The organism is Robbsia sp. KACC 23696, assembly GCF_039852015.1.
Taxonomy (GTDB): domain Bacteria; phylum Pseudomonadota; class Gammaproteobacteria; order Burkholderiales; family Burkholderiaceae; genus Robbsia.
In genome coordinates this window covers 3,211,191-3,236,407 of sequence record NZ_CP156626.1, presented here as the reverse complement: position 1 = coordinate 3,236,407, position 25,217 = coordinate 3,211,191, and the positions used below count along the sequence as shown (strand labels likewise).

At 64.3% G+C, this 25,217-nt stretch carries 22 protein-coding genes; 16 read left to right on the top strand and 6 right to left on the bottom strand.

All coding sequences use genetic code 11. From position 1 onward, the window contains the following. Window positions 1–3 precede the first annotated feature (3 nt). The gene (locus tag ABEG21_RS13545) at window positions 4–771 is read right to left on the bottom strand and encodes an amino acid ABC transporter ATP-binding protein (RefSeq protein WP_347555062.1); all 768 of its coding nucleotides are present in this window, start codon (window positions 769–771) and stop codon (window positions 4–6) included. Between the two features lie 316 nt (window positions 772–1,087). Here ABEG21_RS13545 and ABEG21_RS13540 point away from each other — a divergent pair, with 316 nt between their 5' ends. After that, the gene (locus tag ABEG21_RS13540; RefSeq protein WP_347555061.1) at window positions 1,088–2,353 is read left to right on the top strand and encodes an FAD-binding oxidoreductase; all 1,266 of its coding nucleotides are present in this window, start codon (window positions 1,088–1,090) and stop codon (window positions 2,351–2,353) included. A gap of 17 nt (window positions 2,354–2,370) precedes the next feature. On the opposite strand, the gene ABEG21_RS13535 is transcribed toward ABEG21_RS13540, so the two are convergent. Next, a complete protein-coding gene (locus ABEG21_RS13535; protein WP_347555060.1) occupies window positions 2,371–3,507 on the bottom strand; it encodes an enolase C-terminal domain-like protein in 1,137 nt (378 codons plus the stop codon). Between the two features lie 170 nt (window positions 3,508–3,677). Here ABEG21_RS13535 and ABEG21_RS13530 point away from each other — a divergent pair, with 170 nt between their 5' ends. The 11 genes from ABEG21_RS13530 (at window position 3,678) to ABEG21_RS13480 (ending at window position 17,160) form a co-directional block, all read left to right on the top strand. After that, window positions 3,678–4,499: an ABC transporter substrate-binding protein gene (locus ABEG21_RS13530; RefSeq protein WP_347555059.1), complete on the top strand. Its 822-nt coding sequence runs from the start codon at window positions 3,678–3,680 to the stop codon at window positions 4,497–4,499. A 4-nt stretch (window positions 4,500–4,503) separates the two neighbouring features. After that, window positions 4,504–6,312, top strand: coding sequence for a GMC family oxidoreductase N-terminal domain-containing protein (locus ABEG21_RS13525; protein ID WP_347555058.1), 1,809 nt, complete (start codon window positions 4,504–4,506; stop codon window positions 6,310–6,312). 280 nt (window positions 6,313–6,592) lie between these two features. Continuing rightward, entirely contained in the window at window positions 6,593–7,570 is a 978-nt protein-coding gene (locus ABEG21_RS13520) for a transporter substrate-binding domain-containing protein (RefSeq protein WP_347555057.1), read from the top strand. 6 nt (window positions 7,571–7,576) lie between these two features. After that, window positions 7,577–8,272, top strand: coding sequence for an amino acid ABC transporter permease (locus ABEG21_RS13515; protein WP_347555056.1), 696 nt, complete (start codon window positions 7,577–7,579; stop codon window positions 8,270–8,272). Next, the gene (locus ABEG21_RS13510; RefSeq protein WP_347555055.1) at window positions 8,272–8,937 is read left to right on the top strand and encodes an amino acid ABC transporter permease; all 666 of its coding nucleotides are present in this window, start codon (window positions 8,272–8,274) and stop codon (window positions 8,935–8,937) included. The genes ABEG21_RS13515 and ABEG21_RS13510 overlap by 1 nt, the downstream gene beginning before the upstream one ends. A gap of 51 nt (window positions 8,938–8,988) precedes the next feature. After that, window positions 8,989–11,181 carry an FAD-dependent oxidoreductase gene (locus ABEG21_RS13505; protein ID WP_347555054.1) on the top strand — a complete coding sequence of 731 codons (2,193 nt, stop codon included), beginning with the start codon at window positions 8,989–8,991 and terminating at the stop codon, window positions 11,179–11,181. After that, a complete protein-coding gene (locus ABEG21_RS13500; RefSeq protein ID WP_347555053.1) occupies window positions 11,178–12,557 on the top strand; it encodes an FAD-binding oxidoreductase in 1,380 nt (459 codons plus the stop codon). Before ABEG21_RS13505 ends, ABEG21_RS13500 begins: the two co-directional genes overlap by 4 nt. After that, window positions 12,554–13,348, top strand: coding sequence for a GntR family transcriptional regulator (locus tag ABEG21_RS13495; RefSeq protein WP_347555052.1), 795 nt, complete (start codon window positions 12,554–12,556; stop codon window positions 13,346–13,348). The genes ABEG21_RS13500 and ABEG21_RS13495 overlap by 4 nt, the downstream gene beginning before the upstream one ends. 150 nt (window positions 13,349–13,498) lie before the next feature. After that, the gene (locus tag ABEG21_RS13490; protein WP_347555051.1) at window positions 13,499–14,482 is read left to right on the top strand and encodes a transporter substrate-binding domain-containing protein; all 984 of its coding nucleotides are present in this window, start codon (window positions 13,499–13,501) and stop codon (window positions 14,480–14,482) included. A gap of 2 nt (window positions 14,483–14,484) precedes the next feature. Next, window positions 14,485–16,590, top strand: a complete 2,106-nt coding sequence (locus tag ABEG21_RS13485) for an FAD-dependent oxidoreductase (RefSeq protein ID WP_347555050.1) — start codon at window positions 14,485–14,487, stop codon at window positions 16,588–16,590. A 108-nt stretch (window positions 16,591–16,698) separates the two neighbouring features. Then, window positions 16,699–17,160, top strand: coding sequence for a hypothetical protein (locus ABEG21_RS13480; protein WP_347555049.1), 462 nt, complete (start codon window positions 16,699–16,701; stop codon window positions 17,158–17,160). A gap of 61 nt (window positions 17,161–17,221) precedes the next feature. Here the strand turns inward: ABEG21_RS13480 and ABEG21_RS13475 are convergent, their stop codons facing one another. From ABEG21_RS13475 to ABEG21_RS13465, 3 genes are all read right to left on the bottom strand, one after another. Continuing rightward, window positions 17,222–17,821 carry a hypothetical protein gene (locus tag ABEG21_RS13475; protein ID WP_347555048.1) on the bottom strand — a complete coding sequence of 200 codons (600 nt, stop codon included), beginning with the start codon at window positions 17,819–17,821 and terminating at the stop codon, window positions 17,222–17,224. 333 nt (window positions 17,822–18,154) lie between these two features. Next, window positions 18,155–19,270 (bottom strand): M14 family metallopeptidase, encoded by a 1,116-nt coding sequence (locus tag ABEG21_RS13470; RefSeq protein ID WP_347555047.1) that lies wholly within the window; start codon window positions 19,268–19,270, stop codon window positions 18,155–18,157. A 28-nt stretch (window positions 19,271–19,298) separates the two neighbouring features. Then, a complete protein-coding gene (locus ABEG21_RS13465) occupies window positions 19,299–19,904 on the bottom strand; it encodes an aspartate/glutamate racemase family protein (RefSeq protein ID WP_347555046.1) in 606 nt (201 codons plus the stop codon). On the opposite strand from ABEG21_RS13465, the gene ABEG21_RS13460 reads away from it, so the two are divergent. The 4 genes from ABEG21_RS13460 to ABEG21_RS13445 all read left to right on the top strand — a co-directional run bounded on the left by ABEG21_RS13460 (window position 19,903) and on the right by ABEG21_RS13445 (window position 23,193). Continuing rightward, window positions 19,903–20,073 carry a hypothetical protein gene (locus ABEG21_RS13460; protein ID WP_347555045.1) on the top strand — a complete coding sequence of 57 codons (171 nt, stop codon included), beginning with the start codon at window positions 19,903–19,905 and terminating at the stop codon, window positions 20,071–20,073. The two genes, ABEG21_RS13465 and ABEG21_RS13460, sit on opposite strands and share 2 nt — an antisense overlap. A gap of 60 nt (window positions 20,074–20,133) precedes the next feature. Next, the gene (locus ABEG21_RS13455; RefSeq protein WP_347555044.1) at window positions 20,134–21,060 is read left to right on the top strand and encodes a dihydrodipicolinate synthase family protein; all 927 of its coding nucleotides are present in this window, start codon (window positions 20,134–20,136) and stop codon (window positions 21,058–21,060) included. Continuing rightward, on the top strand, window positions 21,060–21,845 hold the full coding sequence (locus ABEG21_RS13450; RefSeq protein ID WP_347555043.1) for an SDR family oxidoreductase: 786 nt from the start codon (window positions 21,060–21,062) through the stop codon (window positions 21,843–21,845). Before ABEG21_RS13455 ends, ABEG21_RS13450 begins: the two co-directional genes overlap by 1 nt. Window positions 21,846–21,990: 145 nt before the next feature. Further along, a complete protein-coding gene (locus ABEG21_RS13445) occupies window positions 21,991–23,193 on the top strand; it encodes a pyridoxal phosphate-dependent aminotransferase (protein WP_347555042.1) in 1,203 nt (400 codons plus the stop codon). Window positions 23,194–23,293: 100 nt separating this feature from the next. On the opposite strand, the gene ABEG21_RS13440 is transcribed toward ABEG21_RS13445, so the two are convergent. Further along, a complete protein-coding gene (locus ABEG21_RS13440) occupies window positions 23,294–24,028 on the bottom strand; it encodes a GntR family transcriptional regulator (RefSeq protein WP_347555041.1) in 735 nt (244 codons plus the stop codon). Between the last annotated feature and the right edge of the window lie 1,189 nt (window positions 24,029–25,217).

Below are 25,217 nucleotides of genomic sequence, written 5' to 3'. Positions count from 1 at the left end.
CGTTCAGGCCGCCATCTGCAGGTGGCTCAGGAAGCGCTTCGCTTCGTCGGTACGCGGCGTGGTGAAGAAGACCTCAGGGCGTTCGTTTTCGAGGATATGGCCACCGCCCATGAAGATCACCCGGTCGGCCACGTCGCGAATGAAGTGCATTTCATGCGACACGAGCACCATCGTCATGCCATTCTTCGCGAGATCCTTCATGACCTGCAACACTTCGCCGACCAATTCCGGATCCAGTGCCGACGTCGGTTCGTCGAACAGCATTAGCTGCGGCTCCATCGCCAAAGCCCGCGCGATGGCGACCCGTTGCTGCTGGCCGCCGGAGAGTTGATGCGGATAATGATCGGCGCGTTCTTCGAGTTTCACGCGCGCCAAGAGATCCCGTGCGCGCTCGCGCGCCTGCGCTTTGGACAGCCCCAGGACCGTGACCGGCGCTTCCATCACATTCTGCAATGCGGTCATGTGCGGAAACAGATTGAAGCTCTGGAACACCATGCCCACCTTGGCGCGATAGCCGAGGATCTCGCTTTCGCGCATCGCGACGCGCTTGTCGCCGCGCGCGTGCTGGCCGACCAAGGTGCCATTCATCAGAATACTGCCGCCATCGGGCCGCTCCAGCAGGTTCAAGCAGCGCAGCAGGGTGCTCTTGCCGCTACCCGACGCACCGATGATGCCGATCACCTCGCCTTTGTTGATGGAAAACGACACGTCTTTCAGGATCGGCGTATCGCCGAAGCGCTTCGACAGCGATTGAACTTCCAGCAAGCACATGAGCGGATTCCAGAGAAATCGGTGAGGAATGGCAGGTAACGGGAACGACGACCGCGCCGCGTTTACAGGCAGGCGCTCAATTGTCGTGTCAAATAACGAATCCGCCGATGGTAACGCATGCGGCAGGCGACGAAAATGCAACGCTGCCGCTTTCTGTCACGGCCTAACCCCGATGCGGATCAGTCAAGAATACTAGAGATATATCACGAAAATATTTGAACGGATACAATGCACGCGTTAAGGTGCGCCGGGCGATCCTGGTGTGTTTTTCATCGTCGCGTATCCCTCCACCATCGCCGTCGCCCTGGATGTCCGCATGTCACAGTCTTCCCCTCCTATCGTCGTCATCGGTGCCGGTCTCGTGGGCCTGTGCACGGCATTGACACTGCAGACGCGCGGACGCCAGGTGCATCTGATCGATCCGGGCCAGCCGGGGAGCGGGGCCAGTCAGGGCAACCCGGGCGGCTTGAGCGTGACATCGATCTTCCCGATGGCGGTGCCGGGCATTCATAAGAAAGTGCCGGGCTGGCTGCTGGATCCGCTTGGGCCGCTGGCGATCCGGTGGTCGCATCTGCCGGCGCTGGCGCCGTGGATGATCCGTTTCCTGCAGGCGGCGAATCCCGAGCAGGTGGCACGCGGTGTGGCGGGGTTGTTCGCACTGACCGGTGGCGCGGTGGAGGGTTATACCGCGCTGGCGGCGCGCGCGCAGGCGTCGGCGTTGATCCGGGCCGATGGCCATTTGATGGTGTATCGCTCGGCGGCTGTGATGGCGCAGGAAGATGGCGCGTGGAAGAAACGCGCTGCCTTGGGGATCGCGTTCGACACCTTGGACGCCGACACCTTGCGGCAGATGGAGCCGGAACTCGATCCCGCCTTTGTCTGCGGGCGATATGTTCCCGGCAATGCGCATTGCACGGATCCGCTGCGCCTCGCCGGGCATTTCGTGCAGGCATTGCAACGCGACGGCGGCATCGTCAGTCGCGTTGCCGCGACGGGCTTCGACCTCGTCGACGGACAGGTGCGGGGCGTGCGGACCGATGCCGGCGTCATTGCGGCGAGCCATGTCGTGCTGTGCGCCGGTGCGCATTCGGCACCGCTCGCGCGGCAACTGGGCAATCGCGTCGCCTTGGAGCCGGAGCGGGGCTATCACGCGCAGATCACCGACTGTGATGTCGTATTGCAGCGGCCGGTTTTCTCTACCGAGGCGAAAGTCTTTGCGGCATCGATGGTGGACGGTCTGCGTTTTGCGGGCACGGCGGAGTTCGCCGGTGCGAACGCCGCGCCCGACTGGCGTCGTGCCGACGGGCTGCTGTCCCTCGGGAAGTCGTTGTTTCCGCGCCTTGCCCAGAACGGGCAGACCGTCAGCCGTTGGATGGGCCTTCGACCCAGCACGCCGGATGGCTTGCCGGTCCTCGGGCGCGCCGCCGCCGCGTCGAATGCGATCCTGGCATTCGGTCATGGGCATATCGGCGTCACCAGCGCGCCGATGACCGCACGCGTCGTCGATGCCTTGATTCACGACGAAACCGCGCCGGTGCCGCTGCTGCCCTACCGTCCGGAGCGTTTCAGTCGTGGCGGATAAGGCGTCGCGCGAGCCTGTCAGGCGATGCGATAGTGCGCGATCTTCTGCGGATCGACAGCGCATCCCAGGCCGGGTAGCGTCGAGACCGGCACACGGCCGGCGTGATCGCCGACCTGCTGGCGCGTGACGCGCGGTGTCGTCAGATCGTCGATTAGCGCCTGCGATGCCGGGCCCGGTCCTTCATGGCAATGTCCGACCGTGCTCGTGCAGCTGGCCGCCAGATGCTGGCTTGCAAAGCGCGAGATGCCGAATGTCAGTCCGCCGCCGACCACCAGCGGCAAGCTGGCCGCCGACGCGATCGCCGCGATGCGCTTCGATTGCAGCAAGCCTCCCGCCTTCGGCACCTTGACGTTGAGCACGTCGCAGGCATCGGCCGACACCAGGCGCAGCGCGTCCAGCGGCGTGCTTAGACTTTCGTCGGCGGCCACGCGCAGGCCACGACCGCGGCACGCCTTCAGACCCGCCAGATCACTGGCGTGCACCGGCTGCTCGATGAATTCGACCTGCATCCCTGCGATGCGATCGATAAACGCGAAAGCCTGTTCGGGCGTATAGCCGCCGTTGCAGTCCACCCGCATCGTCGAGGTTTGCGGGAGCGCATCGCGCACGGCGCGCACGCGCGCGACATCGACGTCGATCGATTTGCAATCGACCTTGACCACCACCCCGGGGAAGCCGAACGCGCTGACCTCGCGGGCGCGATGCGCCATCGCCTCGGGCGTGTCGACGCTCATCGTGTAGTCGACCAGCACGCCCGGGCGTGCTGCACTGCTGTCCAGACCGCCGCCGCCCAGCAAGGTGGAAACCGGCACGCGTAACGCCTGCCCGACCAGATCCCAGAGCGCGAGGTCGATGCCCGCCACCGCCGCCACCACGCCGTCGCAGGCCACGAGGCAGTCATCCACGATGGATTCGATATCGGCGGGATCGCGGCCGATGACGCGCGGCGCCAGGCGCGTGTCGATCACGGACTTGAACTGCACCGGGTCGCCGATCAACGAAACCGGAACCGCCTCGCCATAGCCGATCAGGCCCTCGTCGGTCCGCATTTCGGTGACGACATTGGTGAAGGCATCCAGCATCCCGCGCGAAATCACATAGGGACTGGCAAGGGGAATGCGGACCAGATGAGCAAGGACAGAAACGATCTTCATGGGGGGCGTCAAGCGATATGAAAGAAAGTGGACGCGTCAGACGCATTACGTGAAGATGATGATACCGCGCAATTTTGTTCGATTGTCCAACTAAAATATTTCGTAGTATGTTTCGGGTGCGTCAGGGCTGATCGGCTCGGCGGCATATCGCGTCATCGGAGAATATCGGGATGTTGAAACGCACGTTTATGGCTGCCTGCTTGAGCGCGGCCCTGGGGCTCGCCAGTGCCGTGGCGCCGACGGCTGCCCATGCCGCCGATTACAAAACCAATCTGCTCGAGCCGGGCACCTTGGTCGTGGGAACCACCGGCGCGTCGCCGCCGGCAACGATGTACAACGATCAGGCCGAGTTGGCCGGCTACGACATCGATCTGGCGACGCAACTCGGCAAGGACCTCGGCCTGAAGGTGAAGTTCGTCACGCTGGGGTGGTCGACGATGATGGCGGGCATTCAGGCCGGGCGCTTCGATATCGTGATCTCGTCGGTCGGGCGCACACCCGACCGGGTCAAGAGCGCGGACTTCCTGCTGTCGGATCCGTATGTGGTGAATGGCGTGGCCGGTGCGAAGCGCGCCAGCGACAACAGTATCCATGGCTGGAAGGACGTGTGCGGCAAAAAAGTGGGCGTGATCAAGGGCGCCAATGAAATCAAGGCCGCCCAGGCCAAGCTTCCGGCGGGTTGCCTCAGCGACATTCGCGAATATCCGGGCTGGTCCGAGCTGCTGCTGGACCTGCAGAACGGACGTATCGATCTGCTCGTCGGCAATTACCTGACACCGGCGTATATGATCAATTCCGCGCATCGGCCGCTGGCGATGCTGGGCGATTCGCTGCAGGTGTCGACGTCGGCCGTCGTGATCCGCAAGGAAGAACCGGCGCTGCAGCAGCAGATCAATACCTTGATCGCCAAGTACCGCGCCGATGGTCGCTTGGAAAAGATCACCGACAAGTGGGTGGGCAAGAGCCTGCCCTGGAGCGAAGTGAAGGACTGAGCGGGTGACGCGCGCTGCGTTTGACCGGCGAGCGGACCGGTCCTCGGGCCGCGACGCCGCATTGCCGCTCGAAGTCGACTACATCGTCGTCGGCGGCGGCGCGGCGGGCGGCGTTCTGGCCGCGCGCCTGAGCGAGGATCCCTCCTGTTCGGTGGCGCTGCTGGAGGCGGGGCCGGGCGGCGGCGTTCCGGCGCGGCCGCTTGCTGCGTTGGCGTCCGTGCCGCTGCTGGCATCGCTCGCGTCCCGCTTGTCCGGTCTGTCGCGATTCGAGGTGCCGGCAATGAGCCCGTTCGCCGCGCGCGCCAGTGCCGTCAATTGGCGGCATGCGACGGAAGCGGAAGCCGGCGTCTCCGGGCGCTCCCTGCCCTTGTTGCAGGGGCGTCTGCTGGGCGGTTCGAGCCAGATCAACGGCCTGGTCTATGGCCGCGGGCATCGCGCCGATTACGCTGCCTGGGAACGTGCCGGAGGCGCTGCCTGGACCTTCGAGACGATCCTGAAAGCCTATAAGGATGCCGAATCGAATGCGCGCGGCGCGGGTCCCTATCACGGCGATGCCGGGCCCGTGCAAGTGCGCCCTTCGCGGCCCGCGACCTCGCGTGCCGGCGCGCTCGTCGACGATTTTTTACTGGCGGCGCAGCAGGCCGGCTATACGCGCACCGATGATCTCAATACCGATGGTGTCGATGTTTTCGGTCTGACCGATGTCACGATTGCCCGCGGACAGCGGGGCGGGGTGATGGCGTCGTATCTGACGCCGGCGATGCGTCGGCCGAATCTGCATGTGATCACGTCGGCGCAGGTCTTGCGCGTGGCGATCCAGGGCGGCCGCGCCGTCGGCGTGGTGTACAAGATCGAGCGGGGCGCGCTGTCGGGCGCGACCGCGTTGCTGCGTGCACGACGCGAAGTCGTGCTCAGCGCGGGCGGGATCAAATCGCCCCATCTATTGCTGCTGTCCGGTATTGGACCGGCGGCGCAATTGCAGGCGCACGGTGTGCCGGTGCAAGTGGATCTGCCCGGCGTGGGGCGCAATCTGCAAAACCATCCGTCGTTTCCGATGCGCTATCGGATTCGCGCACCGCTGTCGCTGAAACACTTGATGCATCCGATGGAAGCGGCGGCGCAAGGGTGGCGCTATCTGGGTGCGCGGGGTGGTGCGTTCGGCGAAGGTATTTTCAATGCGGCGGGCTTCATTCGCACGGATCCGTCGTTACCCGCACCGGATGCGCAGATCGTCATGAGCCCGGTATTGTTCCCGCCCGGCAATGCCACCGGCTTGGGGGTATTGCCCCGGGATCATGGCCTGACGCTGGCGGTGCAGCAGGGTCAGCCTTTCAGTCGGGGCAGCGTGTCGCTGGCCGATGCCAACCCGTTTTCCGCTCCCCGTACTCGCACCGGCGCCTTCTCCGATCCGCGCGATATCGCGGTGATGTGTGACGCCGTGGCCGTCGCCGACACGGTGATGCGCCAGCCCGCCATCGCGCAACGCTGGCAACCGGACGGCGCGCCCGATGCGCTGACGGCGTTGTTCGGCGCGCGGGATCTCGCGAGCGTCCTGCATCGCGATGCCGCCGCACGTGCCCGACTTGCCGCCTTGATCCGCAGCGAGTCCGGTACCGCGTATCACCAATGCGGTACCTGCGCCTTCGGTAGCGATGCCCAGTCCGTCGTCGATCCGACCTTGCGCGTGCACGGCGTGGCGGGCTTACGCGTCGCCGATACATCGGTGATGCCACAGATCCCGAATGCGCCATTGCACGCGCCCGCCTTGATGATCGGCGAACGTGCGGCCGCGATGATCCTCGCGGCAGGCTGATCTCCCCGCGCCAATCCTTGCGATCGGCGCGCGGCACCTTTTCCCCGCCTCGACCCATCCGCGCTCCCGCGCATCCGCCACGCCGCGACAAATTTATTTTTTTCCGATTCTGGCGTCGTTATGATCATTGATATCCTAGAAAGATATCAGTGAAATTTCAGTTCGACCTGCAGCGACCGGACGGTGCCGAGGTTTTTTGCATCTTCGCGGATCGGCCTCCGCAGGCACACCATCGGCACGCCACCCGCACGGGCTGGCGGCACAACGGGAGGTTCGTTTCATGACGCTGTTCCAACGCTTTTTCTCCGGTATGCCTGCCCCCACGCGCAATGGCCGAGGCTCGGCAGTGGCTTTGTCGCGCACGGGAAGCTTGCGCCTCGCGTGTGCGGCAGTGCTCGGCGCGATGTCGTTGATGCCGGTGGCGCATGCGGCGGATGGCGCGCCGGGCATGCCGGGTGCGCCGATCGATCCGGCAACGCTGGCGATCCCGGGTACGGCGACGGTGCCGGTGCCGTCACCCTGGCCCTTGCATCATTTGATCGAGGCCGGGACGTTGACGGTGGGCATCACGGCGAAGTCGCCGCCGAAGTCCTATACGACGCCGGCCGGCGAATACGACGGCACGCGCATCGCCTTGTTCAAGAAGCTGGCGGCGGATCTCGGTTTGAAGATCAAGTTCGTGCGACTGGATTGGCCGGGTTTGTTGCCTGGCTTGGCGGCCAACCGCTTCGACCTGGCCGGCGAGAACGTCAGCTGGAATGCCGATCGACTGACCTCGGCCGACTATTTGCTGACGCGGCCGGTCGCGGTGGCCGGGACCGTGCTCCTGGTACGCGCGGACAGCGGCATCACCAGTTGGGCGACGATGAAAGGGCGCAAGCTGGGTGGCGTAAAGGGTGAGGTGGAATTCGACACCGCGGAGAAGGCCATCGGCGCGACAGACGGCATCGGTCTGCCAGGCCGACCGGAAGGTCTGATGGCGGTGTTGAACAAGCAAATCGACGGCTTTGCCGCCGATGCGTCCACCGCGCAGCGCCTGATCGACACGTCGCCGCGCAAGGCCGAGCTGCGCATGGTCGAGCCGGCCATCAATATGCAGCCGGCCAGCGTCTGCGTGAACAAGAACGAGGGTGATCTGGCGCAAGCGGTCAATGTGCTGCTCACCAACTACCGCGTCAACGGCACGTTGGCGGCCATCGAGAAGCAGTACACGGGCACCGATAAGCCGGTGACGTTGATGTCCACCATCGGCTATTGATCGACGATGGCACTCGACTTCGGCATCATCGCCACCGTCTGGCCTTTCCTGTTGAAAGGCGCGCTGACGACGGTCGAACTGGTCGTCAGCGTGATCGTGATCAGCACGCCGCTGTCGATCCTCGTCGCCCTGGCGCGCGAGAGTCGGTTTCGCGGCTTGTCCTTCCTGTGCGGTGCGGCGAGTGCCTTCATGCGCGGCGTGCCGCCGCTGATCATTCTGTTCGCGGTCTTTTTCATGCTGCCGGGCCTCGGCATCAATATCGATGCGTTCCCGGCCGCGGTCGCGGGCATGTCCCTCTATACGATCTTCTACTTCGCCGAGGCCGTGCGTGCCGGCTTGGTCGCCGTGTCGGACGGCCAATACGAAGCGATGGATGCCCTCGGCATTCCGCGCTTCGCCGGCTTTACCCGCATCATCCTGCCGCAGGCTGTGCCGGCCGCGCTGCCCTCCTATATCGGCCATGCCACCGAAGTCGTGAAGAACTCGGCGCTGGCCTCGTCGATCTCGGTGGCCGAGCTGATGGGTAATGCGCAGCAGATGGTATCGAGCACCGGCCGCGCCTTCGAAATTCTCAGCGTCGTGGCCGTGCTGTATGCGGTGATCGATATCGCGTTGTTGCTGTTGCAGGCCTTCGCCGCCAAGCGCTTTCATGGCGGGAATGTCGGACATGCCGCGCGGGGTACCGGATTGGGGACACGCTGATGCATTTCGATTTCCACCTGCTGATCGGCTATTGGCCGGCGCTCTGGCAAAGCTTTCTGATGACCTTGCTGCTGTCGGCGATCACGCTGGCCGTCAGTACGCCGTTAGCAATCCTGATCGCCGTCGCGCGTCGTACCGGTCCGGCCTGGGTGCGCCTGCCCGCGGCGTGCTTCGTCAATCTCGTGCGGATATTGCCGGTGCTGCTGATCCTCTATTTCGTGTTTTATGGATTGCCGCAGTTCGGACCGTCGTTGACACCGTTCGAGGCCGCGCTGTTCGGCCTGATCGTGGCCGGCACCGCCTATCTCAGCGAGGACCTACGCGGCGGCTTTGCCGCGGTACCGATGGGGCAGTGGCAGGCGGCCCGCGCATTGGGGATGCCGTTCTGGCTGATGATGCGTCGCGTGATCCTGCCGCAGGCGGCGCCAGCCATGCTGCCGCCGTATATGTCGCGTGCAATCATCATCGTCAAGTCGACATCGATCGCCGGCCTGGTGGCCGTCAACGAGCTGACGGGGCAGACCTACGCCGACATCTCGACCACCTATCACTCGATCGAATTTCTGACGGTGGCGGCGGTGCTGTATCTGGTCGTCAATGGCCTGCTCGCCTTGCTGCAGGAAGTCGTCGAAGGACGCCTGCGGCGGCATCGGCAGCGTCGGTGATTTTTTAGAGGTCCGTCGCTGCGGCGATGGACCGTTGAGAAGAGGAATTTCGTGACTGATACCGCATCGGCCCATGCCGCCTTTCCCTTGTTGTTCGCGCCGTTTACATTGAACGGCGTCACGTTGCGCAACCGAATCTGCCTGACCGGCCATGGTACCGGCATGGGGCGCGACAACAAGCCCGATGCGCGTCAGATCGCTTACTACGCGGCGCGGGCACAAGGCGGGGTCGGCTTGATCATGCTGGGTTCGCAGCAGATTCACCCGTCGTCGCCCGGCGTCACCGGTCTGCTCTGCAATTACGACGACAGCATCATTCCGGGACTGTCCGAGATTGCCGCTGCGGTGCATGCCCATGGTGCGAAGATCTTCGGTTATCTGAGCCATATGGGATCCGCCACGTCGGCGCGCCCGGGCGTGGTCTGGTCCGCCTCGGAAACGTATGAGCGCAAATACGGCGATACGCCGTATGCGATGACGCAGGACGACATGGCGGTGTTATGCGAGGCCTATGCCGCCGCGGCGCGTCGCAATCTGCAGGCCGGCATGGACGGCATCGAGGTCCACTGCGGGCATGGCCTGCTGCTGGCGCAGTTCCTCTCGCCACGCACCAATCATCGCCTCGACGGCTATGGCGGCAGCCCGGAAAACCGTGCGCGCTTTCCCGCCGAAGTCCTGCAAGCGGTACGTGCCGCTATCGGGCCCGACGTGCCGTTGGGTATCCGCATCAGCGGCGACGAGCTGGTTCACGATGGGATGACGGTCGACGATGTAGCCGCGGTCATCCCGATCCTGGTGGCCGCGGGCGCATTGGACTTCATCGACGTCAGCGCCGGGACCGATGGCGATCTCGTCAGCAATATGCTGCACGAGCCGCCGATGGGTTCGCCGGAGGCACCGTATGCGCAGGTGGCCGCCGCGCTGCGACGCGTGGCCGGCGTACCGATCATTCACGGTACGCGCATTCATACACCGGCGGGCGCGGAGCAAGTGCTGGCAACGGGGCAGGCCGATATCGTCGGCATGTGCCGTGCGCTGATTGCCGATCCGGCGTTGCCGAACAAGGCAATGGACGGTCGGCTCGACGACATCACGCCCTGCGTGGCGTGCGAGCAGGCCTGCCTGGGCCGGCTGCATCGCGGCCGCCACATCAGCTGTGTCGGCAATCCCCGCACGGGCCGGGAGATCGACTATCCGACGCGCTCGCGCCATGTGCGTAACGAGATCGCGCCGACGCGATCGGCTTCGACAGCGCAGTCACCGGCCGCCGCGTCGCCACGCAAGGTCCTCGTCATCGGCGGCGGCCCTGCGGGCATGGAGGCGGCCGCGACGGCGGCCGAGCGCGGTTGCCGGGTGACCTTGTTCGATCGCGCCACGCGTCTGGGCGGCGCCTTGCATCTGGCCAGCGTGCCCGCCACGCGCGGCGAATGGCTGCGCCTCGTCGCGCAGCGCACGACACGCCTGGCCCAGGCCGGCGTGCAAGTCCAACTGGACGCGGACGTGACGCCCGAGGGCTTGCAAGCCTATCTCGAACGGGAAGGTTTTGGTGCCGACGATGCCATCGTCGTCGCCACCGGCGCGCAGCCGTCCTTGCCGGATCGCGCGCTGTTGCCGGGCGTGGAACTGCCGCATGTGCTCAGTATCGAATCCGTGCTGGCCCGCACGCTGCCAGCCGCATTGGAAGCGCGCCTGTTGAACGGCGAGCGTGCCGAGGGGCAGGGTGCCCCCCGCGTGCTGGTGATCGATCTGCTGGATCGGCAACCGGGCTTTGCCACGGCCGTGCATCTCGCCGATGCCGGCTGCCAGGTCACTTTAGTCAACGAGGCGCCGTTTGCCGGCGCGAAGATGGAGGTGCAGAACTACGTGCACTTCCACCGGCTGGCACTGACGCGTGGCGTGACGATTTTGCCGCATACGCAGATCAGCGCCATCGATGCGGATGGCGTTGTGACACGAGATAGCTATACCCGACTGAGCGCCCGGCTCGACGGCTTCGAGGCGGTGGTCATCGCGGCACCGGGCCGCGCCGATCCGACCCGTCATGCCTTGGCGGCGGTCGCCGCCGCCGCCGGCGTGCCGACGCACTTCATCGGCAACTGCGTGACGCCGCGCGACGTCGAAGCGGCGATCCTCGATGGCTTCACGATCGGCCAGGCGCTGGGTGCCGATGCGAAGGTCGAGGTCGATCGTCCATCCGTCACGCGCGCATCGGCGCCGCATGTCGCGGGAGTGAATGCACGATGAATAACCGCCACACCATGCACGAGACATTTTCCGCATCGCTCTGGTCGGCATTGACCCCGGAGACGGTCCCGGCGCAACCGCTGCAAGGCACTGAGACCTGCGATGTCGCCGTCGTCGGCGCCGGATTCCTAGGACTGTCGCTGGCGCTGCATCTGGCGGAGCAGGGCGCGCGCGTCGTGCTGCTGGAAGCCGATGAAGTGGGTTTTGGCGCATCGGGGCGCAATACCGGATTCGTCGTTCCACGCCTGAAAGGCAGCTTGGGACAGGAAGCCGTCACGCGACTGATCGGCGCCGACTACGCGCAGCGCCTATTGCGTCTGGTCGGCGAGGCCGGCGACGGCGTGTTCGATCTCGTCAAGCGGCTCGGCATCGCTTGTGACGCCGAACAGAATGGTTTCCTCGCGCCGGCACCGAGCGACGCGACGCTGCGCAGCGTCGAAAAGCAAGTGCGGGAAGGCAATGCGCTGGGTCAGCCCTTGGTCGCGCTCGATGCGGCGCAGACGCGCGCCCAACTCGGCTTCGGCGCGTATCGCGGGGCCTTGTTGGTGCCCAGCGGCGGACAGATCAATCCGCTGGCCTATGTGCGCGGCTTGGCGCGTGCCGCGCAGGCCGCCGGTGTCACGTTGCGACAAGGACGCGTCACGCAGATCGAGGCGGACCGTTTGCAGGCGGGTAGCGCGCCTGGCAGTGGCGGCTGGCGGCTTTCCGTCGCCGTCGGGGAGGGCGGCGATAGGCGGTCCGACGATTCGAGCCCTCGGACGGCGTTCGTCCGTGCCGCCCGTGTCGTGTTGACGACGAACGCATTGGTCGGGCAATTGCGTGGCGACGTGGCCCGCAGTCTGTTTCCCTTCGCCGGCTTCCAGATTGCGAGCCAGGTGATGCCGGAGGCGATCCGCGCGACGTTGCTGCCGCAGCACCAGCCGATGGCCGATATGCGCAACAGCCCGTTCGCGCTGCGCTGGAGTCGGGATGGCCGCCTGGTGGGCGGTGGTGCGTCGATCTTCCCGACCGCTGGTGCCCTCCCTCGCATGGCCGAATATTTCGCGGGCAAGTTCAACGAAGCAGTGCCGGGATTGCCGGCGATTCGCGCCGAATTCCAGTGGCGTGGCGTCATCGCGGGAACCGGTGATTTCCTGCCGCGCCTGTGGCAGTCGGCGCCGGGCCTGTATGCGCCGATCGGCTGCAATGGCCGGGGCGTTGCGCTGACCACGGCGCTCGGACGCGTCTTCGCCGCCTATCTGAACGATGGCGATGCGCGCGCCTTGCCAGTGCCGTTGCAGGCGCCCAAGCCCTTTCCGATGCACGCGCTTACCCGCTTCGGCCCGTCATTGTGGTTGGCGCAGGCGCGTTGGCGCGATGCACGGAGCGCCCGATGAATGCCGCACGGAAGGGAAGCGATGCCACGGGACACACGCTTGACGACGGCGATGTCGACGAAGTCGACATGAGCGGCGTGGGTCGGCATCCGCGCAGTGCGCTGCTGGGACCGGGGCGTCGAAGCGGCCTGTCGCTGATGGAGCAGGCCTACGCACGCTTGCGGCGCGAGATCCTGTCATGCCGCCTGCCGCCCGGCGCCGAAATCTCGGAGACCGATATCGCCGAGCATTTGCAGATGAGCAAGAGCCCGGTGCGCGAAGCGCTCGGACGACTGCGCATGGAGGGCTTCGTACGTGCTTATCCGCGTCGCGGTTATCAGATCGCGCCGCTGACCTTGAGCGATCTGAAGGAGTTGCTCGAACTGCGCACGATCTTGGAAACGGGGGCGGTCACCTTGGCTGCGGCGCGGATCTCGCCGGAGGAATTGGCGCAATTGACGCAGCTTGCCGACGCCGAGGATCTCGCGCCAGCCGATCGCCGTGCGGATCTCGACGCGTTCGTCGACGTCAATCGGGCATTTCACGCGGCAGTGGCACGGGCATCGGGAAATCGACGCGTGGTCGAACAGGTCATTCTCTGCCTCGACGGGCTGGAGCGCTTCTTCTACGTCGGTGCCCGTTCACGCGATATCAGTCCGCAAACCCGTGCCGAACATGCCGAATTGATCGAGGCATTGCGTGCGCGCGATGGCGCACGCGCGCGCCAATTGGTCATTGCGCATAACGACAGCACGCGCGACGGCTTGATCGAAGTGATCAGCGCCGGCGCCTCGCCCTGGTCGTTGCGCTGAGTCGGACAAGGACGTTGAACGTTGAACGTCGAACGTCGAAACGCATCGGTTTCGTCGCGGCACATTCGTCGCAAGCAGGGCTGTAACAGGGTCGCCAACCAGGACGCGTGCACGCCAGGTGCACGTGTCGAATTTCGCAAAAGGAGTGTCATGCATCGCCTACTGAAGCCGTGGTCCAAGTCGAATCTGTCCGGTCCTCGTACGCGTATCGCGACGGGCGTTTCCAAAATGCTGTTTACGACCACGTTGGGTGTCGGCCTCGCGGTGGCGAGCATGATGAGCGCCGTCACGGCTTTGGCTGCCGATACGAAAGTACCGGCGAGCGCCGCGCCTGCTGCCGGTGCCGAGTCGAAGCCGTTGCTGACCTTCAACGATTATCCAAATCCCTGGCCTCTGCGGCATCTGGTGAAGGGCGGCAAGATCACCGTCGCGGTCACGCCGGACTCGCCGCCGGCGAGTTTCCGCAATCCCACCACTGGCGAGATCGACGGCTGGGTCCCGACGATGTTGCGACAATTTTCCAAGGACATCGGTGTACCGATCGACTTCGTCGTGACCGATTGGGCCAGCACCTTGCCCGGTCTGGCCGCCAACCGCTATGACCTCGGTTGCGCGGGCGCGGCCTGGACGAAGGCACGCCTGTCGAGCCCGGATTTTCTGATGTCGGATCCGACCGATGTCACGGCCAGCGCGGGCTTGACGTTGAAGGATAGCGGTATCGCCACATGGACCGATACGAACGGCAAGAAGATGGGCGGCATCCGCGGCGAAATCTATTTCGAGGATGCCAAGACGAAGCTGCCGAACACCGCGCCGGACAAGCTGGCTTTCCCGGGCAATAACGAAGCGATCATGGCGCTGGTCAACAAGCAGGTCGATTTCGTCATGTTCAATCTGGCGGGCGTGCAGTACGCCTTGTCGAAATCGCCGCAGGCCGCTAAGTTGAAAATGATCTCGCCGACCTTGACGGCGTTTCCGGAAGGGATGTGCATCAACCCGCGTGAGCCGGATTTGCTGGTGGCGATCAACGTCATGATGGGCAACTACCGTGCGACCGGGCAATTGCGGCAGTGGACGCTGGACGCGGCGAAAACCAGCGATCAGGTCGATCTGCTGAAGTCGCTCGGATACTGACGATGTCGAGTCCGCTGTGGATGCCGGGTCGTATCGGCGCCTTGACGTTGCGCAATCGGATCGTGCTGACGGGGCATGGCACGGGCATGGTCGTGGGCGAAGGGGCGAGCGATGCGCAAGCCGGGCGTCAACTGATCGACTATTACGCCGAAAGGGCGCGCGGCGGTGTCGGGCTGATCATGCTCGGCACGCAGCAAGTGCATCCATCGTCGCCAGGGCTCGGGCATCTGCTCGTCAATTACGACGACAGCGCCATCCCTGGGCTGCGACGGATTGCCGATGCGGTGCATGCGCAGGGGGCGCGCATTTTCGGCTATCTCGGTCACTTCGGCGCCCAGGCACCCGGCGCCACCGATGCGCCATGGACCGCCACCGCTTTCTGGGACGAACTGCAGGGGCGCACCACGCATGCGATGTCGGCGAGCGAAATCGCCGATGTCGTCGCCGCGCATGCCGATGCGGCCGAGCGTAATCTGCGTGCCGGCATGGACGGGATCGAAGTGCATTGCGGCCACGGTCTGTTGTTGCATCAGTTCCTGTCGCCGTGGACCAATCATCGGACCGATCGTTATGGCGGCACGCTGGAGGGGCGCCTGCGTTTTCCGTGCGAGGTCCTGGCCGCGGTGCGTCGACGGATCGGTGCCGAGGTGCCGCTCGGTATCCGGCTCAGTGGCACCGAGGATGTGCCGGGCGGCCTGACCGTCGAGGACATGGCGATCATCGTGCCGCGCCTCGTGGATGCCGGCGCGCTCGATTACGTGGACGTCAGTGCCGGGAACGATCGCGACCGTGTCAGCAATATGCGTCACCACCCGCCGATGGGCTTGGCGGTCGCGCCCTACGCCGCGGTGGCGCATCGACTCCGCACGGTGTTGACGATTCCCGTTATCCACGGGACGCGGATCGACAGTCAGGACACGGCGGAAAATCTGCTCGCGTCGGGCACCGCTGATTTTGCCGGCATGTGTCGCGCCTTGATCGCCGACCCCCACCTGCCCAATCGGATTCGCGATGCCCAGGCCGATCTCGCCAACCCGTGTGTTGCCTGCGAACAGGCCTGCATCGGTCATTTGCATCAAGGCCAGCCGATCAGCTGCGTCGGCAATCCGATTACCGGCCGCGAAACCGAATGGCGCGCGTTTGCGCAAGCGGCCGCGATGAAACATATCGTCGTCGTCGGTGCGGGACCGGCGGGGATGGAAGCGGCATGGGTCGCGGCGCGTCGCGGCCATCGTGTGACCTTGATCGAACGGAACGCTGAGGTGGGCGGGCAGCTGCACGTGGCGGCGAGCGCACCAGGGCGTGATGGCTGGCGCGCGCTGATCGCGCACCGCGCCCGACGCTTGTCCGCGATGTCGGATCGGATCGCATTGAAGCTCGGCGTCGCCGCCGATGTGGACACCGTTGTTGCGCTGGCACCGGACGTCGTCGTGATGGCCTGCGGTGCCGAGCCGCACACCGGCATCTTCACCGCCGTTGCCGAGGACGTCGCCGCCTACGTTGCCGAGGCGCCTTCCGGCGGGGGCGATCGCACCGGCAGCGCGCGCGCGCCCGTGATCGTGCAATCGCACGTGGCGGCGTTGACCGATCCGGCATTGCGAATCGTGTCAGGGCAATCGGAAAGCGCCGCGTCCCGCTCCGGCACCGTGGACAACGAGCGCGCCGCGCGCCGGCCGCATGCGATCGTCATCGACCGAAACCATCATCAACAAGGTATCGCCGTCGCCTGCTTTCTGGCCGAGCGCGGCATGGACGTGACGATCGTGTCGGCCGGCACGCGCGTGGGTTGGCGCCTCGATCACGCCAACTTCACGCTGGCGCAGCAACGCATGCGTGCCTGCGGCGTGACGCAGAAGGTCGATCTGCAAGCACTGCGAATTATTGGGCATCAGTTACTTTGCCGCGATGTCTTCTCGCGCGACACGGTGCGCCTCGATGCGGCGGATCGCATCGTGACCGTCGAGCCCGGCATCCCGCGACAGGAATGGGTGCCGTCATTGCGCGCGGCATTGCCCGATGTGCCGCTGCATCTGATCGGCGACTGCCGTCTGCCGCGCGATATCGAAGCGGCGATTCTCGAAGGACATCGCGTCGGACGTGCGCTATGACGCGAGACAGACGCACTGCTTCACCCGTACACGCTGCCGCACGAATAGCCGAAAACGGTGTGTGGCGATCCGTAAGCAACGATGCATTTTTCGACAGGAGCAAACAACATGACGACGAAATCACCGAATGTATTCCCCGTGCCGGACACGGAATGGACGGTGCGCGACACCGACGTCGTGAAGCAGCACGACACCAGTCGCGACGGCTATGGCGCCGTGCAGCAGCAGATGCAGTGGACGACGCAGGCCGATGTGGAGAAGGTCTGGATCCACGAAGGCAATGAATTCAGTCATCGGCTGGTGACGAACAAGCGTCAGGGCGCCGGATTGTCCTTCCACGTCACCACGTACAAGGCAGGCTTCGATACGATCGTCCAAGGACGGGGCGTCGATGAAGTCGTGCTGTTCTGCCTGGCCGGCGACTCGCGACAGATCATCGAAGAGACCGGCGAGGAAGTGCACTTCGTGCCGGGCATGGCCTTGTATCTGCCGAAGATCTATCGCTATCGGCATATCATCGGCCCGAATGGCTTGGTCGTTGCCGTCGCCGCCACGCCGCCGCGTCAGTAAGATCGCCACGAGGCGGCCAAGAACGGCGCCAAGGCCCCCCTTTTTGCGCTATCCGGGCGCCTCATCGCGGGGCATTGTTTCGTGCCACATACGATGAGAAGACCGACAGGGCGGTGAGCGAAAAAACGATGATGCAGACGATGCCGAACGGCAACCAGCTGCACAGGCAGCATGCGCGACTCTCCGGTCGCGAGCGCGCTATCAGGCCTTCGATGTCCGAATCCCCCCCGCGTCCGTTCAGCGCGCGCGCGCCGCGCGCAAACGCCGCGAAGGCGTCGGTCTCGCCAACGCTACCGGCTTCACCGATGCAGTGCGCGTAACTTGGCGGCGGATCCAGTTCGTTCAGATCGTGTCCTCGGCGTGCGGCCGCGGCCAGGATCATATTACGGCGATCCTGTATGCGGCGCCCTTGCGTACCCGGTGCTGCCTGTTCGGGCGTCGGCATCCACGTCGATGCCGCGCTCGCCGGGATCGGCACGAGAAAGGCCATCGCGTGATGATAGGCGGGCGGTGGCGTCTCGCGGCCGTCGGATGCGGACGGCGCGCTCGCGTTATCGACAAGCGCGGACGGCAGCGACAGCCGACGGCGTGTCAGCGCCGCGCTCCCTTCCTGCGCCATGCTGCGCAAGGTGTTCTCGACGCGCGTCGTCGAAGACGTCATGACGTGGGGCGCGGCAGTCGCACCGGCCCCGTCATCGGCGAATAAGTCAGTGTCCCCCTGCGGCGCGAACGCCATCGGCATGGAATGCCGGCGCGGGGCGCAGCGGTGCATCGATTGGGTCGCATGACGCATGGATATCCGGCGATGTGCGCATCACGGACGGTGCACGCGGCATGCCACGCGTCCGTTCCCGTGCCGCCATTCTGGCCGCCTTCGGTTGATCGGCCTCCAGAGTAACGGTTGACGGCATCGTTTAGGTCGCCCGGCCCGATTATTGACCGTTCGGCCTAGGGTTAGGCTCGGCCTACGTGCGCGCGGGTCGCATCGCCTGAATTACGGTAGCCAGTGTTGCAAGCCGTGCAAGGTCTGCCGAACGATCTGGCGGCTGCGCATCAGCACCATTTCCTGCCAGTCCGGCGTCCCCGGATCATAGGCGCGCCGCATGCGCGAAACGATTTTCTGGCCGGCGGCCGATGCCGGATCGAGGCCGCTGTGTGCATACAGCCAGCACTCCTCGACCATCGCATCGTCGACTTCCTTCTCGGAGAAGGTACCGTATTCCAGTGCGATGAAGGTCAACGGCGCCAGCCCCACCTCACGCGCCCAGATGTATTGCGTCAGGCCAGGAATGACTTCGGACGAAGACGTGCCGAGCATCGGTTCCGCCAGGCTTTCGCCATACCACGCTCGCGCCCGCGCCTGACCCGGCTCGCCGGGCTTGGCGCCGCAGATCGGCTCGCCGTATCCAAAGCGTCCGAGGCCCGTGTGGTAATCGATCACCGCCACTTGCTGGCGGGTGCCCAGGGAGAAGTCGCGGATCACCGTTTCCAGGGTATCGCGCGACCACGTCGGGCCGGTGCCGCCGTAGTAGATGTTGTGCGGATCCGTATATTGACCCACCGCGCGACAGCCACGCAATGTCGCGTCGCCGTGTTCCCGCGCAAACGCCCGCAAGGTTTCCTGTGCCGCATCGAAGACGGGCCCGGACAAGGCGGTAGGCAAAAAGGCTTGGCGCAAGGTCTCGAAATGCACATTGGCCGGCGGCGGCATGGAAAAATCGATGCCATTGCGATTCAGATCGACGCCTTCCTCGGTCACGCGTCGTTGCCAGGCGAAGCCGAAGGGATTCAAGGCGTGCACCAGCATGACGGCCACGTCGTCAGGCAATTGCGCGGCGCCGCCTTGCAGCAGCCAGTCGATCTGCGCGCCCGAGCCGCAAAACCCTTCGACGCCGTGCGTCGCCGACGTCAGCACCGCGACGCGGCTCGCATTTTTTGCGCCGAACCAGGCCACGTCGGTCGCCAGCGTTTCGCCGCGTGGACCGCGGCGCGGATTGGCGTAGCTGCGGACCGGTGCCCCGTGGCGCGCCACCAGCGCCAGAAAACGTTCACGTGCGGTGGCGTAGTCTTTCGAGAAGCAACGGTTCAGATAGTCGTTCAGATCGGTCATCGCGGCAGCTTCGGCAAATCGGAAAGGGTCAGTGACCCGGGCGGTAACCCAAGGCCAGCAGATTCATCGCACGGCTGACGGCGGCTTGCGTCGGATCGACGACCGGGATACCCAGCGCCGTCTCGATTTGCGTGCGGAAATGGCCCATGCCCGCGCAGCCCAGGATCAGCACGTCGGCGCCGTCCTGGTCGCGCAGCATGCGACCCACCTCGATCACTTTATCCAACGCGCCGTGTGCTTCCAGCCCGGCAACGCCCGAATTGATCGCCCGGTCGTTCGCCAGCCGATGTTCCAGGCCCATCGAACGGACATAGCGCATATGACGCGGAATCGATTTGTCGAGGATCGATACGATGCCGAACTTGCGCCCCAGATCCGTTGCGACGATCATCGACGATTCGGCGATGCCGACCACCGGCTTCTTGCAGATCTCGCGCGCGAGCGCGAGACCCGGGTCGGAGTAGCAAGCGATCACATACGCATCCGCATCGTCCTCGCGCAGGCGCGCGGCGATCATCGGCACCACCGTTTCGATGTCCGCTTGCGATTCGATGCCGGCCGGCGCGCCGGGCAGGCGGATCGAATCGACCCGATACGCGCCGCTACGGCGCAAAATATCGAGCGGCGCGTCCATGGCCCGCGTCATCGTTTCCGAGCTGTTCGGATTGATCACGAGAATGCGCGGCGGCGTATACGACGTCGTTGCGGTGGAAGACGAGGCGGTGGAGGCGCTGGCGGCCGACACACAAGAAGAAGCGGCGGAATCCACGGCAAATCGCTCCGAAAGTGGACAGCGTTTATGAAATCTACGATGATATTCTACGTCGCATATTAAAGTGCAGCAAGCTACAGGAGGAAGCAAAATGGCCCGGCTCGACGAAAGCGCATCTGGCGTCTTTGTCATCGCAGTAACGCCCTTTGCCGAAGACGGCAGTCTGGATCTCGCCAGCACCGACAAGATGGTGGATTTCTATCTTGAAAAGGGTGCCACCGGCTTGACGGTCCTGGGCATGATGGGTGAAGCGCCCAAGTTGACCACCGACGAGTCCGAGCAGTTCGTCAAGCGCGTGATGGCGCGCGTCGGTCCGCAGTTTCCGGTTGTCGTCGGCGTGTCCGCGCCCGGTTTCGCGTCGATGAAAGAGCTGTCGGGGCGGGTGATGGACCTCGGCGTGTCGGGCGTGATGGTGACGGCACCGTCCACGTTGCGGACCGACGACCAGCTATTCGGCTATTTCACCGGCGTTGCGGAAACGCTGGGCGGTACGCCTTGGGTGCTGCAGGACTTCCCGTTGGCGACATCGGTGCAGATGTCGGCGTCGATCATTTTGAAGATCGTCGAAGCCGTGCCTTCGTGCGTGATGTTGAAGCACGAGGACTGGCCGGGCCTGGCAAAGATCGAGGCATTGCGCGCCGCGGAAAAGAAGGGCAGCCGTCGTATCTCGATCCTGACCGGTAACGGCGGCATGTTCCTGCCGGAAGAAATGCGTCGCGGTGCCGACGGAGCGATGACCGGTTTCGCGTATCCTGAAATGATGAGTCAGATCGTGGCCGCGCATCATGCCGGCGAGCACGAGCGTGCGCAGGATATCTTCGATGCCTATTTGCCGCTCGCGCGCTATGAACAGCAGCCGGGCCTGGGCCTGGCCGTGCGTAAATACACGCTGGCCAAGCGTGGCGCGATCGCCACGCCGACGCTGCGTCGTCCGGGGCCGAAACTGTCCGCGGGCGATATCGCCGATATCGACATGTTGAGCGCGCGTCTGGCGCGCCGTCTGAAGGAGAGTGTTTGATGGATCTGGGACTGAAAGGCAAGCGGGCACTGGTGATTGGCGCGAGCAGCGGCTTGGGTGCCGCCAGCGCACAAGCGCTGATCGCCGAAGGCGCCACCGTGATTGCGGCAGCGCGCCGTACCGACATGATCGATGCCTGGATCGCGGCCTTGCCGGCGGATCAGCAGCAGCATGTTCGCAGCGAGCGTTTCGATGTATCCGATCTGGCACAGGTCGAGGCGTTGACGGCCCGGTTGATCGCCGAAGGCGGCATCGATGTCCTGGTGAACAATGCGGGTGGCCCGCCGCCGGCGACGGCCGTCGAGGCCAAGCGCAGCGACTGGCTCGCGCAATTCGAGACGATGGCGGCCAACCTGTTCGAGCTGACGCAAAAGCTGCTGCCGTCGATGCAGGCCAAGCAATGGGGCCGGGTCATCACGATCTCCTCGTCCGGCGTCGAACAACCGATCCCGCGTCTGGCGCTGTCGAACGGCATCCGTGCCGCGGTGGTGGGCTGGTCTAAGACGCTGGCCAATGAAGTGGCGTCGGACGGCATCACCGTCAACGTCGTCATGCCGGGCCGGATTCATACCGACCGCGTCGTGCAACTGGACAGCAACGCGGCGCAACGCTCCGGCCAGGATGTCGAGGAAGTGGCGAAGGCGTCCGCTGCTACGATTCCGGCAGGCCGCTACGGCCGTCCGGACGAGTTCGCCTCGGTCGTGGCCTTCCTCGCCAGCGAACGCGCCTCGTACGTGACCGGCAGCAAGATTCGCGTCGACGGTGGCGCGATCAAGGGCGTCTGACGCCTGCGTTTCCGCCTCGGCGCCGACGCAACACCAGCGGCCCCCGCTGCGCGCTTCTCGCGCGGCAGCGGGGGCCATTTGCTTTTTGGGCGCGTATCATCCCGTGCTGCGCTTTGTTTTTTTCCTCTGACTGAACCGTTCTGCCATGACGCTGCTCTCTCCCGCGCTCGCGCGCATCAAACCGTCCGCGACCATCGCCGCCGGGCAATATGCGGCGCAATTGCGCGCCGCCGGCAAGGACATCATCGCGTTGAGCGCTGGTGAGCCGGATTTCGATACGCCGCATCATATTCGCGAAGCCGCGGCGAAGGCGATGGAACAGGGGCATACGCGCTACACCGCCGTCAGCGGCGTCGCGGAATTGCGCGATGCCGTGGCCGGCAAGTTCAAGCGGGAAAACGAGCTGGACTATAGCCCCAACGAGATCATCGTCTCCACCGGCGGCAAGCAGGTCATCTCGAATGCGTTGTTGGCAACCCTGGGACCGAGCGATGAAGTGATCATCCCTGCGCCGTATTGGGTGTCCTATCCGGAGTTGGTGTCGTTCTGCGGGGCGACGCCGGTGATCATCCCGGTAAGCCCGGAACAGGGGCTGAAGTTGCAGCCGGACGTTCTGGAGCGCGCGATCACGCCGAAGACGAAATGGGTGCTGATGAATTCGCCTTGCAATCCGACCGGCGCGGCCTATACCCGAGAGGAATTGAAAGCGCTGACCGATGTCCTGCTGCGCCATCCGCATGTCTGGATCATGGCCGACGACATCTATGAACATCTGGTCTACGGCGATTTCACCTTCACCACGCCGGCGCAGGTCGAGCCGCGGATCAAGGACCGTACGCTGATCGTCAACGGCGTCTCAAAAGCGTATGCGATGACCGGCTGGCGCATCGGCTATGGCGCAGGACCGCAGCAATTGATCAAGGCCATGGACACGATTCAGGGCCAATTGACGACGAATGCCAGTTCCGTCTCGCAATGGGCGGCCGTGGCGGCGCTGAACGGTCCGCAGGACTTCCTCGGCGAGTGGCGCAGCGTGTTCCAGCGTCGTCGCGACCGCGTCGTCGACATGCTGAATGCGGCCAATGGGCTAAGCTGTGCGGTGCCGGACGGGGCGTTCTACGTGTATCCGTCGTGCGCGGCGCTGATCGGCCGCAAGGCACCCGACGGCCGCTTGATCGAGACCGATGCCGACTTCACGCGCGCGTTGGTCGACGACGTCGGCGTGGCCGTCGTGCACGGCACGGCCTTTGGCCAAGGCCCGAACTTCCGTCTGTCCTATGCGGCGTCCGATGCGCAACTGGAAGACGCCTGCACGCGCATTCAGCAGTTCTGCGCGAAGCTCGCCTGACGTCTGACTGACGCCAGCGTTCCACGTGCCCCGTGCGGCGCGTGGAGACCTGTTTGCCGGTCATTTCACGCGCGGTCCATTCCGTAGGGCGACTATCGGCTCACTCGACCCACAGACCGCCGGCACTGCCCCAGCCGTGACTGATCACCTTGACCAGTCCCTCGCGGGTGCCGTCGTTATGTTCGATGATCATATCGCGCGCGGCCTTGGCATTGTGCTCACGGAGCACATTGACCAGCCGATGGTGATCGTCCTTCACTTCCGGGTTGATGTCCCGCGTGCGGGCGCCCACATAAAAGAATCGTTCGAGGCCATCGAGGCAATTCACGACCTGCTCGTATAGACGACGGTTGCCGCAGGCACGCGCGATGGCCGCGTGAAACTCACGGTTCGCCGCGACGAACTGGTCGAGGCTGCTCATGATCTTCGTGTCATAGCTCGCGTCCGCCAGGCGACTCAACTCATCGAGCTCGCCATCGGTGATCCGCTCGGCGGCCAGGCCGACTGCGCCGGTCTCGATGATGTTGCGCAAATCGAGCAGTTCGTTCAGGTCGCTGATCGTCAGCGGCACGACTTGATAGCCGCGCCGCGGATACGCTTTGACGAAGCCTTCGCTGCGCAGCCGACCGAGCGCCTCGCGCACGGGACTCTTGCTCATCTGCAGGCGTTCCGCGATATCCGCTTCCGACACTTCGGCGCCCGGCGCCAAGCGACACGACAGGATTTCCCCGCGCAAGCGCGCGTAGGCCTGCTCCATCAACGATGGCGATACCTTGCGACGTTGCAAATTGAATTGCGACCCCGCGATTTCATCGATTTCGACGATATTGTCCATGAACTCTCATTGTCCGAACCACGCCTGCGCCCGAGGCAGGCATGGCGTCGTGTACCACCAGCAATCTGTTATGCAATGCGGCGCACCGGTTTGAGGCGTCTTGCGATGCCGACGCAGGGCGATGGGCGGGCCAGACCGATCGGACGTTTCCGAAAGGCGATTACGCCGCCATGCCGAAGCCAGGTCTACCGGATGGCCGCACGTACGGGCCTGCGGTGCCAGATGTGACTTTTCACGCATCTTATCGTGCTTTTGCGGTGGTTCGTAAAATTTGCTCGTTGCCTGGAAGGCTCAGAAAAGAACGGTTGATCCGGCAGGGATGAGACGGCGTTTTTACCCTGGTGAACGGTCTGAAATGACGCGTTTAAGAGCGGAAATGACTCGTCAAATGAGCGCGCCCGAGGGCGGACGCGCCGCATGCTGGCGGAATGGACGACGCATCGCCTCGGATGGCATTTCGCGAGCGAAAATCGGCGGGATAGCAGATGTGTTGAGAGCGGATGCGCCCAATTTATAGGCTGTTGAGAGACGATTCCCCTTATCGCCTAGGTGGCGGGGTAGCGGATTCCGGATCACCGTCATTCGATAGTCCTGGGGCGACCTTTCGAAAAGCGCCCCAAGGCGGGCACGCCCGGCGCGCGATGGTTACTGATTCTCGCCTCGGCGTCTTTTCAGCATGATTGACTGGTCAATGTTGTAAGGACGCATCCCTCCGCGTCGGCAAAATTGGAGCTTGCGACATGCTGTCATGCGACGCGCTCGGAAAGCGGCCTATGGGACAAAACGCCTCGCCGCGAACAAATAAATATGTGTAAGCAAATATATGAAAATCATATTCGCCGCCATCTCGGTGCGAACGTCGGGCAATCGCCTGCTGACTCGCACGATCTTTGTCTGATTTATCGAAAAAGATCAGGGAATCCCCGCACTCTGTCTCTTTTTCGTCGCAATGGTGCAACGAAACCGAAAGCTAAGATTTTTTTTACTTGATTGGTCAATGCACCCGCCCTTATTGTTCCACGCAGACGTTCGAAAGCCTGCCGGGCAACAAGGTCTTGTCAGGGCAATTGAATGGAACCCAGATCTATTCAGGATCACGGCGCATCTCGATAAAACTTGAGCGGCTTGACCAAAAAATAATAGACGCCATCCGGGGCGGCACCGGACGGCAAAACTGTACGGATTGCGT